Below are 15,151 nucleotides of genomic sequence, written 5' to 3' on the forward strand. Positions count from 1 at the left end.
GCTGACGAATACAATATGAAGGATAAAGTTAGACAAAAAAAAGGAGCCAGAAGCGGGAAGTGAAAATCCGGGCTGCATTTTAGACAAAAAAAAGAAGTGAGAGGATCGAAGTAAGAGAAAAGAGGTAATAAATAGGAGAAAAGAAATTTGAAGGTAGAAACCGTCAAACCTTTTTTCCCTCTTTTCTTTTACAGCCATCCTCCCACCCGATCAGGCACCCTGAAACTGGCGGAGAAACCGCACGTCGTTTTCGGTGTACAGCCGCAGGTCATTTACCCCGTAACGAAGCTGTGTAATGCGCTCAACACCCATCCCGAACGCATACCCGGTATATTCCTCCGGATCAATGCCACAATTCAGCAGAACGTTCGGATCGACCATTCCGGACCCGGCGATTTCGACCCAACCGCTGTGTTTGCAAATGTTACAGCCTTTTCCGTGGCAGATCTGGCACGAAATGTCGATTTCGGCGCTGGGTTCGGTAAACGGAAAATAGGAAGGCCGGAACCGAATTTTTACATCTTTGGCAAACATCTCCTTCACAAAATGGTAGAGCGTGTCTTTCAGGTCCTTGAATCCGACGTTCTTATCAACGTATAAACCTTCAATCTGGTGAAACATGCAATGCGCCCGCGCCGAAATGGCTTCGTTGCGGTAGACCCGTCCGGGCATGATGGCGCGGATGGGCTGGAAGGTTGTATTGTATTTCTGATGCTCCATCAACCGGATCTGCACATTCGACGTATGCGTCCGCAATAACAAGTCGGCGGGGGCACCACTGCTCTTTTTTTCCACAAAAAACGTGTCCTGCATGTCGCGGGCCGGGTGATTATCCGGAAAGTTCAGGGCACCGAAATTATACCAGTCGGTTTCGATTTCGGGGCCATCCGCCACGCTGAACCCGATCCGGCCAAAAATACGGATGATTTGCTGACGTACAATAGTGAGCGGATGTTGCGCTCCATACTGATTCGGAACTACCGGAAGACTCAGGTCGGCGGGGGCGGTTACCTCGTCGGCCTGGCCGTTTTCCAGCGACGTACTGAACTCTTTAAACCGCTGCTGGGCAAAATCTTTCAGCGAATTTAACTCCTGACCGACGGCCCGACGGTCTTCCTGCGGTACCTGCTTTAATTTCTCAAACAGATCCGTAACGACGCCTTTCCGTCCGATGTAGCGAAGACGGAATTGTTCCAACTGATCCTTGGATTGAATTTGAACCTCTTCAATCTCCTGATAAATTTCTTTGACTTTATCCAGCATGCGCTTTGTATTCTGTCGGGGTTGTGGCAAAGATAACCATTTTCCGGGCACCGTTAAAAATAGATCTTGACCGTTCATCACATGTCGCGGTACGGTTGTTGGGCGGTGTATTGACAACAGGCGACTGAGGTACATCTTCGAAAATACCGCACAATCAGAGGTAACCTGCTCAAAATCAATACAAATTCTTTGTTACACAATCTTACTCGATCCATTATGGAATCCATCTTAAAGGAAAATCTTTTCGACCAAGTGTCCACAAAATTCCCCAAAAGTGTGGAAAAAAAGTCCACCCCCTCCGTTGCCCAAAAACTTCTCATTCCTTTTTACGACCGAAAAAGAACGATCTCACTCGAAGAAATTGTCCGTCTGGAAGGTTCCGGGAATTACACGAATTTTTTCCTGAAAGATGGCACCCGCATGCTGGTATCACGGACCTTGAAAGAATACGAAGATCTTTTGGATGGTGAAGCATTTGTACGCGTTCATAAATCATGCATCGTGAATCTGTGTTATGTCCGCCGTTTCTACGTCAAGAAAGAAGGCGAACTGGAATTGAACGATGGACAGCAAGTAAAAATCTCCCGGCGCCGGGCTCAAAACTTTATAGACCGAATTCGCAATTTCTCACCGAGTATTGTACGGTAATTCATACCGCTAAATTCCCGCAGGTTATGTGTAGTATACGCAAACCGTCACTACGTAGAAATACGTAATCGGTCAAGGGGATATACGGAATGTAACCGCACAATTTACAAGATAAAGGCTTGATATTTAGTCACTTAACCAATCAGGTAAGTCGCTAAATGTCAAGCCTTCCTTTTTAGTGAACGGCAATTTGAGCTAGTTTTGTCATGTCAGTAACAACAAAAAACATAAACAAAACTCTAATCGTCAATCGCTATGGAATCGCTCGCATATCCTTCCTCTACGACACTGCAACCATTGTTTCCCCGGATGTATCAGCGTAACGCGAGCCGCATCGCGCTGCCTTACCTGAATCGCAATATCATGATCTCGGTGGATGACGTCGTTAGTCTGCACGGAGAAGGAAATTATACGTTCATCACAACGCGTGACAAGAAGCGGTATCTGGTTTCCAAAACATTGAAAGCGTTCGAGCACATGCTCGATCAGTCGATGTTCCTGCGGATTCATAAATCGACCATCATCAACCTGGCTTACGTCCAGTTCAGCGTCTTCGCCACCGAGCGCATCGTTCGGTTGACCGACGGCCAGGAGGTAGCCATCTCCCGGCGCCGGATGAAGGAAATCAGCCAGCGCTTGAACGGTTTCATGCAGTCGTTATTCAACTGATTGCCATCCATACAACATTACATATACGGTTTATTTTGGGTTAGTTGAGCAGAACAGCCGTTGTCGGCTCCTTCGGGACGTGACAACGGCATGTTTTTTTATTCCCTTTGCGATTTCTAAAGATTCAGAAACCGTAGCCCAGCGTCAACTGCCACAAGGTCGATTTCGTCGTAAACCGGGTGTCATCCGTAGGCGTTTTGATGCCGATCCGGGACAAATCTGACAGATTTCCTTCATACCGCAAGTCCAGTTGAAAACCGGCCAGACTCAAGCCGGCCCCGGCCTGATAGCCAAACACCGCCTGTTTGAACGTGTCGTCGATCGGCTGATTGGTGTACTGCGTAAACGCTTCTTTCAGGTTTTTATCTTCCGAAATGGTCAATGACATCATCGGCCCGGCATTCAGCCGGAGGGGTCCCAGTTTGAACCCGATCAGAACCGGCACATCGAAGGTGGTAAATTTTACATCGATGGACCGCGTCGCCAGGCCGGTTTGAATCAGGTCAAACGTTCCTCCTTTCGCCGAAACCAGCAATTCAGGCTGGATAAACAGCTTTCTACCCAAACGAAAATAGGCTCCGCCCACGATCCCGGTGGTTCGGCTGTCGTTGTTGCGAAAAAAATCATAGACAATTTGTCCACCCGAGGTAACCGGAACACCGCCAGCAGTCAGGCGGGGCGTTTTCAACTCAAGCGTGTTGAGTTGCGAGAAATTGGCACCCACTTTCAGCCCAAACGAGAAGAACTTGCCCCCCTGGGCAAATGAGAGTGCTGGCATCAGGAACAGGATCACTAAAAGCCGTTTCATTCGTATTGCTCTGTTAGATGAGGATAAATGGACGGGCAAGGTAGCAGAAAGAGCCTGATTCTGTTTCGATAACTGTGCAAACGGTAACGCCCGCCGGTTTCATAAAAAAAGCGGGGCGGTTCTTTTCACAAAAGAACCGTCCCGCTGAAGTATGAATGGCATGTGACGTGATGCTAGAACAGCCGCATCGCCAGGGTTACCTGCCACGATTTGAGTCGCTGGCTGAATTGAGCCGAATTAGCATCCCCTCCCAGGTTCACGGAAGCCACATCGGACAGGCTTCCTTCCCGGCGGACATCAATCCCAAACCGTCCCAAATCCAGGCCAAGCCCAACCTGATAGCCGTACGTCGCTTTGGCCAGGGCGTTGTTCAGACTGCCCGAGGTGTAGTCCTCCAGAGCATCACGCAATTTCTGATCATCACTGATGCGGAACGATACGATGGGCCCGGCCACAACCCGGATCGGACCACCTTTTAAACCCAGCAAAATCGGTACGTCGAAATTGGTGGTTTTTATTGAAACCGTCTCCGTGGTCGGCTGACCGTTGATGTCGCGAACAATGTCGAATGAGCCGCCTTTTGACGAAACCAGGAGTTCGGGCTGGATGTAAATGTTTTTTCCAAACCGGGTATAAATTCCGTAAGCCCAGCCGGTTTTGCTGTTGAAACTTTCTTTCAAATTATCGCGAATGATCTGACCGCTGACATTCACCTGGGGAGTGCCGTTGGCATTCAGGCGCGTGGTCACAAAGTCGCCCATGGTGAACTGGGACAGGTTTACCCCCCCCTTGATACCAATACTGAATTGGGCAAACGTTAGGGAAGGCAGGATCATAACCAGTCCCAAAAACAGGATTTTTTTCATTTGAAGCGATGTTTGAGTGAATAACGAGAACGACGGCCAATGTGCTATGCCAAACCAGTTTTTTTTAGTATATTGTTACTGAACGAGCGCATCGCGTTCTTTGCAGAAGCGAATTTCACCCAGGACACGTAACAGACCTTTTCCCCCTATTCTGGCACAGCACCCTGCTTAGAAGCGCGATTGTAACCAAAGGTTTAATGGCAAAAACAAAAACAACTTTTTTCTGTCAGAATTGTGGCACTCAGGCTCCCAAATGGCTGGGCCGCTGCCCGGCTTGTGGTGAGTGGAATACCTTTGTGGAAGAGGTGATTACGAAGGAAGAACCCGTGGCAGGCAACTGGCGACCGTCCGCAGCGACCAAAACAGCCGCCAAACCGAAAGCCATTCACGCGATTAACTACGAAGAACAGGAACGGACGCTGACGCCCGATGCCGAGCTAAACCGGGTACTCGGGGGCGGTATTGTTCCGGGATCGCTGGTGTTGATTGGCGGTGAACCGGGCATCGGCAAATCGACCCTGCTTTTGCAGATTGCGCTCGGTTTGAACGACACGCGGGTCTTATACGTATCGGGCGAAGAAAGCGAACAGCAGATCAAAATGCGCGCCGAGCGACTGCCGGTTCCGGTCAGCGACTGCTACATCATGACCGAAACCTCGACGCAGAATATTTTCCGGACTGTCGAACACTTTGAGCCGGAAGTGCTCATCATCGACTCCATCCAGACTATGCACTCATCACTGGTCGAATCGGGAGCAGGCAGCGTTTCGCAGGTTCGGGAGTGTACCGCCGAATTCATGAAGTACGCCAAGGAAAGCGGTACGCCGGTGTTTTTGGTCGGTCACATCACCAAAGACGGCTCGCTGGCTGGCCCCAAAGTGCTGGAACACATGGTGGATACGGTTTTGACCTTTGAAGGCGACCGGCACACAACCTACCGCATTCTGCGCACGACCAAAAACCGCTTTGGCAGCACCTCCGAACTGGGCATTTACGAAATGCAGGGAACCGGTCTGCGGCAGGTTACCAACCCCTCTGAAATTCTAATTTCGCAACGCGACGAAGCCCTCAGCGGCATTGCCATCGGTTCGATGGTGGAAGGCAACCGCCCGTTACTGATTGAAATTCAGGCCCTGGTGAGCATCGCCAACTACGGAACGCCCCAACGGAGCAGCACCGGTTTCGACAACAAACGTTTGCAGATGCTGCTGGCGGTTCTCGAAAAACGGGGCGGTTTTCGGCTGGGTCAGCAGGACGTTTTTCTGAATGTGGCCGGCGGACTCAAAGTAGAAGATCCGGCGATTGATCTGTCGGTTTGTGCCGCCATCGTTTCGAGTTACGAGGATATTTCCATCCCGTCGTCGGTGGCATTTGCGGCCGAAGTGGGTCTGGGGGGCGAAGTTCGCGCCGTTCATCGCGTTGAATCCCGGATTTCGGAAGCCGAAAAACTGGGTTTCAAACAGATCTTCATTTCGAAATACAACATAAAGGGGCTGGATTTTGACAGTTATAAAATCAAAATCAAACCCGTCAGCAAACTGGATGAAGTTTTTCAGGGCGTTTTGATGGGTTGAATGGGTTTCAATGGTTGACTATGGATAAAAATGGTTATGATGGTTCTCATGGCTAAAAGCATCCTGAAATTTCAACCATCAAAACCTTTTTAACCATCAAAACCATTCAGCAATTTAACTGGATAGTTTTTTTACTTTTGCTCCGATCTACTAAATCCGTATCGAATGAACCGCATGAAACATTGTCTGCTGGTGGCTGGCTTTCTGGCTTTCAGCACCCTCACCTCGTTTGCTCAACGCAATCCTGAAGACAAAGCCGGGTGGAAGCTTGGCTCCCAGTCGTATTCCTTCCGGCTGTTCACCTTTGCCGAAGCCATTCGCAAGATCGATAGCTGCGGTTTGAAATATGTGGAGGCTTTTCCGGGCCAGACCATTGGGGGCGGCATCGAAGGCAAAATGGATTACAAAATGGACGCGGCTACGCGTCAGGCCGTTAAAAAACTGGTGGCAGACAAGGGGTTGACGCTCGTTGCCTTTGGGGTTGTCAACGCTCCGAATGAAGCCGACTGGAAAGCGTTGTTCGAATTCGCCAAAGATATGGGAATCAAGAACATCAATACCGAACCCAAAGTGGAGCAGATGCCGTACATTGGTCGGTTGGCCGACGAATACAAAATCAATGTGGCCCTCCATAATCACCCCAAACCGTCGCACTACTGGCATCCCGACTCGGTTCTGGCGGTGATTGGCACGAGCAAATACGTGGGTTCCTGCGCCGACATCGGCCACTGGGTGCGTTCGGGTCTGGATCCCGTCGATTGTCTGAAAAAATTGCAGGGCCACATTCTGGGTATGCACTTCAAAGACGTGAAGAAAGATACACCCGATGGCAAATACCACGATGTGATCTGGGGAACCGGCGATTGCAAGGTGGATGCCGTGATTGCGGAACTCAAACGCCAAAAGTTCAAAGGCCCGATCTCCGTCGAATATGAATACCACTGGGAAAACAACGGCCCCGAAATTGCCGAAAGTGTGAAATACTTTCGAAGTGCCTACAGCAAATCCAAATAAACCAAAAAGAGCCCCCATCCTGCGATTGGGGCTCTTTTTTGGTGTGGAAATGCCGGATTATCAGCGCAGAGAAACAGAGCGCTCAGGTTGAACCGGTGTTTTGGTTTGGAGGTTAACTTCTTTCACAATTTTAGAAGTCCCGTCCGTTACGACCACTTTATATTTTCCGTCTTCCAGTTGACTCAGGTCAAACCGGGTGCGGGTGGTCGTTTCGTTCTTGTCCAATTGCTGGGTAGCCAGAACCACACCGCTGCCATCCAGCAGTTGTATGTTCAGTGAAGATCCTTTTTCTTTGGCAACCATTACGTTGACCTTGGCATTTTGAGCGGAGGGGTACAAGCCCACCTGATAAGTGCCGGCCACTTTTTCGTTGTCAGAGTTTGCAAAAGATACGGTTGATGCGCTTACGGCCAGCGCGACGAGTACGGAAGAAATGAACGTTTTCATGGTGTGTTTAAAGTTGTTCTTATTTGTTGTTTATGTCTGATTGACGATTCAAATATAGCGGCTCCCAGTCGTATGGAGCGACAGATAGTACGCCAGCGGTTGATGCACCCCGACGAACGGTTTGTTTTCTGGATGAACAATCGAACGGTAACCGATAAAAAAATATAGATAACATTCAGATTATCAACAAGTTATAAATAATTAAATTTTGAATTTTGCCTTTTTGCAAGAATAAATGAGGGTAATTCAGCGGGTTGTTTCAAAATTTTCATAACCCAAAATCCGATAGTGCAGAATTTGTTATAACCGAATACGTCGAATGATTGCGTTAGAATCACTTCATCAAATTCCAACGGTATTTCAGCCTTTTCAATCGGTTATTGCCGCCGAAAGCACCCGCCACGGCGGCATTAGCCCTTTCCCCTTTTCCTCCCTCAACGTTGGTTTGAATACCACCGACTTGCCCGAACATGTTGAGGAAAACCGCCGTCGCTTTTTTTCCAGTCTCGGTATTGACCCGGAGCAGGTGGCTTCTTCGCACCAGGTTCATGGCGACCGGATTCTGACCGTTCTGCAAGCGGGGCGGTTTGCAGGATATGATGCGTTGATAACCAACCTGCCTCATCTTTTTCTGACGGTTACGGTGGCCGACTGTACGCCCATCCTGATTTACGATGCCGGACAACAGGCCGTGGCGGCTATTCACGCCGGCTGGCGCGGTACAGTGGCCCGAATCGTTGAGAAAACCGTTCAGGCTATGAACGATCAGTTTGGCTCTCAACCCGCTCAGTGTTTTGCCTACGTCGGCACCTGCATCGATCAGAATTCCTTCGAGGTTGGCAACGAGGTCGCCGAACAATTTGACGAAACCCACAAAGTATTTGACAGTGAACGTCAGAAATACCTGGTCGACTTGAAAGCTGCCAATGTGGCTCAACTGATCAACGCCGGTATTCCGGCCAGCCAGGTTGGCGTTTCTCCCTATTCGACGGTCACGCATAACCGGGATTTCTTTTCCTACCGAATCGAAAAGGGCAATACGGGGCGGATGGTTGCGGTGATTGGTTTCCGACCGGCGGAATAACCGCTGGTTCCGGAGAAAATTGTAAAACAAACCGACTCAGCCTGAGTTCTATTGCCTACAAACTAAACGCTTTGAAAGCCATGGGACTATTGATGACCATTCTGGTTGGAGCCATTGCCGGCTGGCTGGCCGATCTTCTTTTTAAACGCTTCTCATTTTCCTTATTCACCGAGATCTTGTTAGGCATTGCCGGTGCCTTCGTCGGTGGCTGGATTTTCGGCAGCACCTTTGCAACGGGAGCCGGTGGTGTTCTCGACCGGGTTTTGACCGCTTTTGTGGGTGCCGTTATCATCCTGGGCATCGCGGCCCTCATCAAAGGTTCCCGCAAAACCACCTAACCGGCTCCCAGCACTTCACGATTCGTTATTCGATTTCGAAATTCAACAGTCTTTATTCGATATTCAATCGCCATCAATCACAAACTCCACTTCCTTAAAAGCAAAACTCCGAAGCTTATCGCCCACCTGGATGGCCAGCCGACCGGTTTCTTCGACGCCAACGATGATACCGCGGAAATGCTTGCCATCGGCTCTAAACTCACTTTCTTCCTGATAGCGGAATAATCGCTGGAGGTAGTTCGTTTTTAATACATCGCGCTGTCCGGCCCGCAAAGCCAGATAACGGCGCTCGAGCGACTCCAATAGTGACGGGAATAGTTCCGGCAGAACGAAATCAAGGTCATTTGGTGTTTCATTGCTGAGGGAAGTGGCGGTTGGCGTTTGAAAGCGGGTTTGGTTGATGTTTAACCCAATTCCAACTACCGACCAAGCAATTGTATAGCCATACAGTGTATTTTCAATTAATATTCCACCAATTTTACGCTGTAGAACGTAGAGATCGTTGGGCCACTTGATTTTCAAGCGGTCACCCACATACGTGGCCAGCCAGTCGCTGATTCCCAGCGAAATGGCAATGTTCAGCCAGAACTGTTCTGAAGCTTGCAGGAATGTGGGCTGAAGAATGACCGAAAATGTCAGGTTCTGGTTGGGTTGGGCTTCCCACTGATTCCCGCGTTGTCCTCGTCCGGCGGTTTGATTACCAGTTATGACGACGGCTCCGTCCAGCGCGGTTTCGGACGCAATCAGATCGGCTGCAACGTCGTTTGTAGACTGACAAGTTGGCAGGTAATTAATTTTTTGGCCAATAAAAAGCGTTTTGGGTCGAAACTTGTACAAATTTTTAATACATTTAGTTGGATGAATACCGAATTATGGTACAAAATCTAGTTCTTAGTAAACGTACCCGCTGGTTTCGGTCTTTGCAATTTAAACCAGTAGCATGAGAATAAATAAACCGAAGGACTTATCATCCGAAGAACTGTGCAAACTCGTCGTGAAGGGAATGCAGGAAAAGAAGGCTGTTGACATTGTTGTCATGGATCTTCGCGACGTTAAAAATGCCATTTCTGACTACTTCGTCATCTGCTCCGGGACATCCGACACGCAGATTGATGCCATCGCCGATTCAGTTGAAGAAGAAGTATTCAAGGCCAGTAAAATCAATCCCTGGCATGAGGAAGGCAAAATGAATCGGGAATGGATTCTGCTCGATTACGTGGATGTTGTCGTTCATGTTTTCAAAAAAGAACGCCGGGTATTCTATGACCTCGAGCAACTTTGGGGTGACGCTGAAATCCACCTTGTGGAAGAAACCTTTGCCTGATCGAAACGGCTTTACCCGGAAGCAGGTAACTGAACGAGTGTTTATCCGCTCATACGACCATCTACCCCGGCTACTCCCCGTTTATCGAATCCCAAACCCAGTAGAAACAATCCATTATCAAATGGTGTTTCCTTTTTTGTGTATTTAGCCGTAATTCTGTTGCAAAAATGCCTGATAATAATAGAAATCCACTTTCACCCAGAACTCCCCGTCGGCCAAACTTCCAGGGCTGGATTGTAGCGATCCTGATTGCAGCGATCCTCGGGATAACCTTTTTCAACCGCAGCAGCGCCGTCCGGGAGACGACCATCCGCGGATTTGAAAAAATGGTTAAGAATAAGGAAGTTGACAAGGTAGTCATTGTGAACAATGAGGTTGTAGAAATTACCCTGACGCAACAGGCTCTGCAACAAAAATACCGGACGCAATTTCAGGACAAATCGTATTTTAACTCCGAAGCCGGTCCCCACTTCAGTTTCCGGGTGTCGTCGGCCGAGTCGTTTAAAAAAGACCTGGATCGCATCCAGGAAGGCATCCCTGATAACGAGAAAATTGATTACAAGATCGAACAGCGAAGCGACTGGAGCGGTTTTCTGCAAACCTGGGGTTTCTTTATCGTCATGATTCTGGCCATGTATTTTCTGCTGGGCCGGATGTCGGGGGGTGCGGGTCCGGGGGGTCAGATTTTCAATATCGGAAAATCGAAAGCCGCTTTATTCGACGCTGAAAACCGGGTGAAGATCACGTTTAACGACGTGGCGGGTCTGGACGAAGCCAAAGAAGAAATCAAGGAAATCGTCGATTACCTGAAAAACCCCACCAAGTTTACCAAACTCGGTGCCAAGATTCCGAAAGGGGCCTTGCTGGTAGGCCCTCCGGGTACAGGTAAAACACTGCTGGCGAAAGCCGTAGCAGGTGAAGCCGGCGTTCCTTTCTTCTCACTTTCCGGTTCCGACTTTGTCGAGATGTTCGTTGGTGTCGGTGCTGCCCGGGTTCGTGACCTGTTTAAGCAAGCCAAGGAAAAAGCGCCCTGTATCATCTTCATTGACGAAATTGACGCGGTTGGCCGGTCGCGCGGACGGGGTTCCATGCCCGGCGCGAACGACGAACGCGAAAATACACTGAACTCCCTGCTGGTTGAGATGGACGGTTTTGCCACCGACTCCGGGATCATTATTCTGGCCGCGACCAACCGTCCTGATGTGTTAGACTCGGCTTTGCTGCGTCCGGGCCGGTTTGACCGTACCATCAGCATCGATAAACCGGATATTGTGGGTCGCGAAGCGATTTTCAAGGTCCACTTAAAACCGATCAAACTGAATACCGATGTGGATCCACGGGAACTGGCAGCTCAAACGCCCGGTTTTGCGGGGGCTGATATTGCCAATGTTTGTAACGAAGCGGCTTTGATTGCCGCCCGCCGAAACAAGGAATCGGTCGATATGCAGGACTTCCAGTACGCCATGGATCGCGTTATCGGGGGACTTGAGAAGAAAAATAAACTCATTGCACCGGAAGAAAAAGAGATTGTGGCCTATCACGAAGCGGGTCATGCCGTTACGGGCTGGTTTCTCGAACATGCCGATCCGCTGGTGAAGGTAACGATTGTTCCGCGTGGGGTAGCCGCACTGGGTTATGCGCAGTATCTGCCCCGCGAACAGTATCTGTACCGTACGGAGCAGCTCATCGACGAGATGTGTATGACGCTCGGTGGCCGGGCTGCGGAAGACAACGTCTTCGGTAAAATTTCGACCGGTGCCCTCAGTGATCTTGAACGGATTACGAAGCTGGCGTATAGCATGGTGACCATGTACGGAATGAATGACAAAATTGGTAACGTTTCGTTTTACGATTCAAAACAGAGCGAATACCAGTTCAACAAACCGTATTCAGAAGCAACTGCCGAAGCCATTGACGACGAAGTTCGCAAGATTATCGACCAGGCTTACATTCGGACCAAAGCGTTGCTGGCCGAAAACCGGGCCGGTCTGGAAGCCGTAGCGAAAGAACTGCTGGAGAAAGAAATCCTCTTCCAGAAAGACCTCGTCCGGATTCTGGGTAAACGTCCTTTCCAGAAAGAAACGACGTATCAGGCGTACAAGAACAACAGCGAGGTGGTGGAGGAAGTGATTGGAACGGAAAGCAAACCGGAACAAACCAAACCCCTGCCCACGCCGGATCTGCCAGCGTTGTCGTAAGAGCCACAACAGAAGACTTAGTATATGCAAAAAGCCGACCCCTGGGTCGGCTTTTTGCATATCAGCCCGGTTTAGGCAGGCGCCGATCAAGGAATAAATGAAGAATAACACTAAAAACCGATAAAATCGTATTAAAAACGGAGTCATCGCTTTCCTATTTTTGAATGCGTAACACCCGTTTTTTTACTGCCATGCCTGCGCCCTTAGGAGTTCTGCCTCTTTATACACTTCCAGTATGGTTGTATTTAATGCTAACTTGTTCAGCGCTCACTCACCAGAACAAAAACCGGGCAGTTCAGAAAACGGACGATCCCCTCTCCCACCAGATTGACCACTTCTGGCAGGAGACGGAACAGCAACTGAAACGCGAACCAATGACTAGTTTGGTAGAAGCCCGGCGTGATGCTCTCCCCTATAAGGTGTTCGCCGTAACGCTGACAAGCCTGGGCGGTGTTCGAATACGAGCCCTGTTATCACTTCCGATCGAAGGCGAATCGCTCGACAAAACAAAACGTTGGCCGGTTATTGTTACCGTACCCGGCTATGGCGGATCACAGCAGGGCATTATGTTAAGCGAATGCCAGCGTGGATATGCCATTTTACAGGTTTTCCCGCGCGGCCAGGGAGAATCGGCCCCCTTCATGAAGCTAAACCAGGATGACAAACTGACCCTGAACACCGAACACCCCCAGGGAATGTATTACCAGGGGTGCTATGCAGATGTCATGCGTGCCATTGACTTTGCCGTGTCCAGACCGGAAATTGACCCCAGCCGGATCGCCCTGGCAGGAACGAGTCAGGGGGGCGGAATAGCGTTAGCAGTAGGCGCTATAGACGCCAGAGTAAAAGTGGTGGTAGCCCACGTACCTTTTCTCTGCAACTTTCGCCTTGCCGCTACCCTCCAGGGTTCACTCGTCAAGTCGCTCCTTGATAAAGCCGGCAAAAATAACGAACAGACGTTAGCGACCCTGGATTATTTCGACCCCTATCAGTTGGCGCACCGGTTTCATAAACCAGTATTCCTCAGCGCCGGAGGAAAAGATACGACTTGTCCCGAAGCCACAATCCAGTCTTTTTTCAAGCGCGTGAAAGGGAAAAAACAGCTCAAAACCTACCCGAATCTACCCCATACGACCTGCCTGGATTTTTACAACCGAAGCTGGAAATGGCTGGATTGTCATTTGTAGCTTCGTAAATGCTATTTGAACTTATACCCCGTCACATCGAAGGAGTGGTTGGCAGGGCCGAAAAAGATAAGTTTCAAGGTACTGGTGGCCGGTTTTCCGTTCACCTTCTCCGAATAGTATTCTTTCTTGGACTGAACCAGCAATTCGTTGGGTGCCAGCGACGACGAGAAATTGATGCTGTGGGCATCCGGAAGTTTGGCTTCCAGCGCCAGCTCGTTAAACAAATACAACGGGTACGAATTGAACGGCACTTCGGCAACCCACAGCCATTCGGTGTCGGAACGGCCCAGACTGGCCTTGTATTCGGACGCAGTCAGGCCGTATTGACTTCCTTCGCGACCGGTCGGGTGATAGCGCTTCTGGAATCGGTTCCGGCAGGCAGCGACCCGATTGGGGGCATAATAGGCGCTGCCAACGTTGTAGCGCATGATAATTTTGCCTTCATACTTGTCGGCCACGTAAACCCGGTAGCTGCCATCGGGCTGGCCCGTCACGAACGTGTAGCCACCTACCACCCCCGGAAAACTCAGATTCGCCAGTTTCCGGTCGAAACCGAACTGACCGGTTTTTGAATTTAATAAAACCTGATACCGCACCACGGAACCATTGTAATCGGTTTGTTCATACACCAGCACCCGATCAAACACCAACTTCTCGACCACCGCCGGTGGATTTTTTGTTACTGCTACCATCGCCAGGGGCGACTGAGCCTGTACCCGTTGACTTCCTTCCTCTCCTACACCCATGAATCCTACCACACCAATGAAGGCAATAAACCAATTTTTCATATCATCTCTGCAAACTGTGGGTTAATCGACGGTCTCGCCGTTGAGAATGCAATATCCGAGTTTCGGAGGTAAAGAAGCAATGTGTTACCTTTGTATTCCTGAAAAAATATTCATGCCATCGATTGAACCCCTACCGCTCCCGCCGGACCGAGCCGTTTACTTTGCTTCCGACTTCCATTTAGGAATGCCTACGCCCCCCATTAGCCGGGAACGGGAACGCCGGGTGATTCGCTGGCTTGACCTGGTCAGCAAGGATGCCGAAGCCATTTTTCTGGTCGGCGATGTCTTTGACTTCTGGTTTGAATACAAACACGTGATTCCCAAAGGTTTCACCCGCCTGCAGGGGAAGCTGGCCGAATTGTCAGATGCCGGTGTTACCATAAAGCTTTTCTCCGGAAATCACGATATGTGGATGGCGGACTATTTTACCGAAGAGATGGGGATTCCGGTTTACCGGCTGCCAAAATCCTACCAGATTGGCGATAAACATTTCCTGGTGGGTCACGGCGATGGCCTGGGGCCTGGCGATTTCAAGTATAAGCAGCTCAAAAAAATATTTGAGAATGGACTGGCCCGGTGGTTGTTCCGCTGGCTTCATCCCGATATCGGTGTTCTTTTCGGCAATGGCTGGTCGCGCAGCCGCAAAGCCGCCGAGCAGCATAAAACGGATGTATTCAGAGGAAATGAACAGGAGTGGCTCTGGCAGTATTGCAAGGAAATGGAAGCCATCCAGCACCATGATTACTACATTTTTGGCCACCGCCACCTGTCGCTGGACCTGAAAGTGACCGAAAACAGCCGGTATATCAATCTGGGAGAATGGATTACCCTTAATACCTACGCCCGGTTTGACGGACAAACCACAAAGTTGTTGACGTTCGAAGGGAAGTAGTTTTCGGTATACGGTTTTCGCTGAGCCTTCGTTACGGTGGCTAAACCATAT

Annotated in this window: 16 protein-coding genes; 10 read left to right on the top strand and 6 right to left on the bottom strand. The window is 49.8% G+C overall.

Going from position 1 to position 15,151, the window contains the following annotated elements; genetic code table 11:
* Positions 1 to 210: 210 nt before the first annotated feature.
* Positions 211 to 1,263 carry a phenylalanine--tRNA ligase subunit alpha gene (gene pheS, locus F0P93_RS07635; protein WP_150875725.1) on the bottom strand — a complete coding sequence of 351 codons (1,053 nt, stop codon included), beginning with the start codon at positions 1,261 to 1,263 and terminating at the stop codon, positions 211 to 213.
* 216 nt (positions 1,264 to 1,479) lie between these two features.
* On the opposite strand from pheS, the gene F0P93_RS07640 reads away from it, so the two are divergent.
* Together F0P93_RS07640 and F0P93_RS07645 are read left to right on the top strand one after the other, a co-directional pair.
* On the top strand, positions 1,480 to 1,911 hold the full coding sequence (locus F0P93_RS07640; RefSeq protein ID WP_150875726.1) for a LytR/AlgR family response regulator transcription factor: 432 nt from the start codon (positions 1,480 to 1,482) through the stop codon (positions 1,909 to 1,911).
* A 255-nt stretch (positions 1,912 to 2,166) separates the two neighbouring features.
* Positions 2,167 to 2,580 carry a LytR/AlgR family response regulator transcription factor gene (locus tag F0P93_RS07645; RefSeq protein WP_191908749.1) on the top strand — a complete coding sequence of 138 codons (414 nt, stop codon included), beginning with the start codon at positions 2,167 to 2,169 and terminating at the stop codon, positions 2,578 to 2,580.
* A gap of 124 nt (positions 2,581 to 2,704) precedes the next feature.
* Here the strand turns inward: F0P93_RS07645 and F0P93_RS07650 are convergent, their stop codons facing one another.
* Together F0P93_RS07650 and F0P93_RS07655 are read right to left on the bottom strand one after the other, a co-directional pair.
* Positions 2,705 to 3,388: a porin family protein gene (locus F0P93_RS07650; RefSeq protein WP_150875728.1), complete on the bottom strand. Its 684-nt coding sequence runs from the start codon at positions 3,386 to 3,388 to the stop codon at positions 2,705 to 2,707.
* Between the two features lie 173 nt (positions 3,389 to 3,561).
* Positions 3,562 to 4,254: a porin family protein gene (locus tag F0P93_RS07655; protein WP_150875729.1), complete on the bottom strand. Its 693-nt coding sequence runs from the start codon at positions 4,252 to 4,254 to the stop codon at positions 3,562 to 3,564.
* Positions 4,255 to 4,451: 197 nt separating this feature from the next.
* Here F0P93_RS07655 and radA point away from each other — a divergent pair, with 197 nt between their 5' ends.
* Positions 4,452 to 5,828 (top strand): DNA repair protein RadA, encoded by a 1,377-nt coding sequence (radA, locus tag F0P93_RS07660; RefSeq protein WP_150875730.1) that lies wholly within the window; start codon positions 4,452 to 4,454, stop codon positions 5,826 to 5,828.
* A gap of 165 nt (positions 5,829 to 5,993) precedes the next feature.
* On the top strand, positions 5,994 to 6,842 hold the full coding sequence (locus F0P93_RS07665) for a sugar phosphate isomerase/epimerase family protein (protein WP_150875731.1): 849 nt from the start codon (positions 5,994 to 5,996) through the stop codon (positions 6,840 to 6,842).
* A gap of 60 nt (positions 6,843 to 6,902) precedes the next feature.
* Here the strand turns inward: F0P93_RS07665 and F0P93_RS07670 are convergent, their stop codons facing one another.
* Positions 6,903 to 7,289, bottom strand: coding sequence for a T9SS type A sorting domain-containing protein (locus F0P93_RS07670; protein ID WP_150875732.1), 387 nt, complete (start codon positions 7,287 to 7,289; stop codon positions 6,903 to 6,905).
* Between the two features lie 319 nt (positions 7,290 to 7,608).
* Between F0P93_RS07670 and pgeF the strand changes: the two genes are divergently transcribed.
* Both pgeF and F0P93_RS07680 read left to right on the top strand, forming a co-directional pair.
* Positions 7,609 to 8,373: a peptidoglycan editing factor PgeF gene (gene pgeF, locus F0P93_RS07675; protein WP_150875733.1), complete on the top strand. Its 765-nt coding sequence runs from the start codon at positions 7,609 to 7,611 to the stop codon at positions 8,371 to 8,373.
* Between the two features lie 80 nt (positions 8,374 to 8,453).
* The gene (locus F0P93_RS07680; protein WP_150875734.1) at positions 8,454 to 8,711 is read left to right on the top strand and encodes a GlsB/YeaQ/YmgE family stress response membrane protein; all 258 of its coding nucleotides are present in this window, start codon (positions 8,454 to 8,456) and stop codon (positions 8,709 to 8,711) included.
* 63 nt (positions 8,712 to 8,774) lie between these two features.
* Here F0P93_RS07680 and F0P93_RS07685 read toward each other — a convergent pair whose 3' ends face one another.
* Positions 8,775 to 9,548 carry a biotin--[acetyl-CoA-carboxylase] ligase gene (locus F0P93_RS07685; RefSeq protein ID WP_150875735.1) on the bottom strand — a complete coding sequence of 258 codons (774 nt, stop codon included), beginning with the start codon at positions 9,546 to 9,548 and terminating at the stop codon, positions 8,775 to 8,777.
* 103 nt (positions 9,549 to 9,651) lie between these two features.
* Between F0P93_RS07685 and rsfS the strand changes: the two genes are divergently transcribed.
* The 3 genes from rsfS to F0P93_RS07700 all read left to right on the top strand — a co-directional run bounded on the left by rsfS (position 9,652) and on the right by F0P93_RS07700 (position 13,420).
* On the top strand, positions 9,652 to 10,035 hold the full coding sequence (rsfS, locus tag F0P93_RS07690; RefSeq protein ID WP_114405957.1) for a ribosome silencing factor: 384 nt from the start codon (positions 9,652 to 9,654) through the stop codon (positions 10,033 to 10,035).
* Positions 10,036 to 10,202: 167 nt separating this feature from the next.
* Complete coding sequence (ftsH, locus tag F0P93_RS07695; RefSeq protein ID WP_150875736.1) at positions 10,203 to 12,233, top strand: ATP-dependent zinc metalloprotease FtsH; 2,031 nt, start codon at positions 10,203 to 10,205, stop codon at positions 12,231 to 12,233.
* Between the two features lie 248 nt (positions 12,234 to 12,481).
* The gene (locus F0P93_RS07700) at positions 12,482 to 13,420 is read left to right on the top strand and encodes an acetylxylan esterase (RefSeq protein ID WP_191908750.1); all 939 of its coding nucleotides are present in this window, start codon (positions 12,482 to 12,484) and stop codon (positions 13,418 to 13,420) included.
* Between the two features lie 11 nt (positions 13,421 to 13,431).
* Here F0P93_RS07700 and F0P93_RS07705 read toward each other — a convergent pair whose 3' ends face one another.
* A complete protein-coding gene (locus F0P93_RS07705) occupies positions 13,432 to 14,208 on the bottom strand; it encodes a hypothetical protein (protein ID WP_150875738.1) in 777 nt (258 codons plus the stop codon).
* 112 nt (positions 14,209 to 14,320) lie between these two features.
* On the opposite strand from F0P93_RS07705, the gene F0P93_RS07710 reads away from it, so the two are divergent.
* Complete coding sequence (locus F0P93_RS07710) at positions 14,321 to 15,100, top strand: UDP-2,3-diacylglucosamine diphosphatase (RefSeq protein ID WP_150875739.1); 780 nt, start codon at positions 14,321 to 14,323, stop codon at positions 15,098 to 15,100.
* Positions 15,101 to 15,151 lie beyond the last annotated feature (51 nt).

The organism is Larkinella humicola (assembly GCF_008727875.1).
In the GTDB taxonomy this organism is placed as follows: Bacteria; Bacteroidota; Bacteroidia; order Cytophagales; family Spirosomataceae; genus Larkinella; species Larkinella humicola.

Coding starts and splice junctions, on each gene's coding strand:
- F0P93_RS07710 (WP_150875739.1), top strand. CDS start 14,321: ATGCCATCGATTGAACCCCTACCGCTCCCGCCGGACCGAGCCGTTTAC.
- F0P93_RS07705 (WP_150875738.1), bottom strand. CDS start 14,208: ATGAAAAATTGGTTTATTGCCTTCATTGGTGTGGTAGGATTCATGGGT.
- F0P93_RS07640 (WP_150875726.1), top strand. CDS start 1,480: ATGGAATCCATCTTAAAGGAAAATCTTTTCGACCAAGTGTCCACAAAA.
- F0P93_RS07645 (WP_191908749.1), top strand. CDS start 2,167: ATGGAATCGCTCGCATATCCTTCCTCTACGACACTGCAACCATTGTTT.
- rsfS (WP_114405957.1), top strand. CDS start 9,652: ATGAGAATAAATAAACCGAAGGACTTATCATCCGAAGAACTGTGCAAA.
- radA (WP_150875730.1), top strand. CDS start 4,452: ATGGCAAAAACAAAAACAACTTTTTTCTGTCAGAATTGTGGCACTCAG.
- pheS (WP_150875725.1), bottom strand. CDS start 1,263: ATGCTGGATAAAGTCAAAGAAATTTATCAGGAGATTGAAGAGGTTCAA.
- F0P93_RS07650 (WP_150875728.1), bottom strand. CDS start 3,388: ATGAAACGGCTTTTAGTGATCCTGTTCCTGATGCCAGCACTCTCATTT.
- ftsH (WP_150875736.1), top strand. CDS start 10,203: ATGCCTGATAATAATAGAAATCCACTTTCACCCAGAACTCCCCGTCGG.
- F0P93_RS07680 (WP_150875734.1), top strand. CDS start 8,454: ATGGGACTATTGATGACCATTCTGGTTGGAGCCATTGCCGGCTGGCTG.
- F0P93_RS07665 (WP_150875731.1), top strand. CDS start 5,994: ATGAACCGCATGAAACATTGTCTGCTGGTGGCTGGCTTTCTGGCTTTC.
- F0P93_RS07655 (WP_150875729.1), bottom strand. CDS start 4,254: ATGAAAAAAATCCTGTTTTTGGGACTGGTTATGATCCTGCCTTCCCTA.
- F0P93_RS07670 (WP_150875732.1), bottom strand. CDS start 7,289: ATGAAAACGTTCATTTCTTCCGTACTCGTCGCGCTGGCCGTAAGCGCA.
- pgeF (WP_150875733.1), top strand. CDS start 7,609: ATGATTGCGTTAGAATCACTTCATCAAATTCCAACGGTATTTCAGCCT.
- F0P93_RS07700 (WP_191908750.1), top strand. CDS start 12,482: ATGCTAACTTGTTCAGCGCTCACTCACCAGAACAAAAACCGGGCAGTT.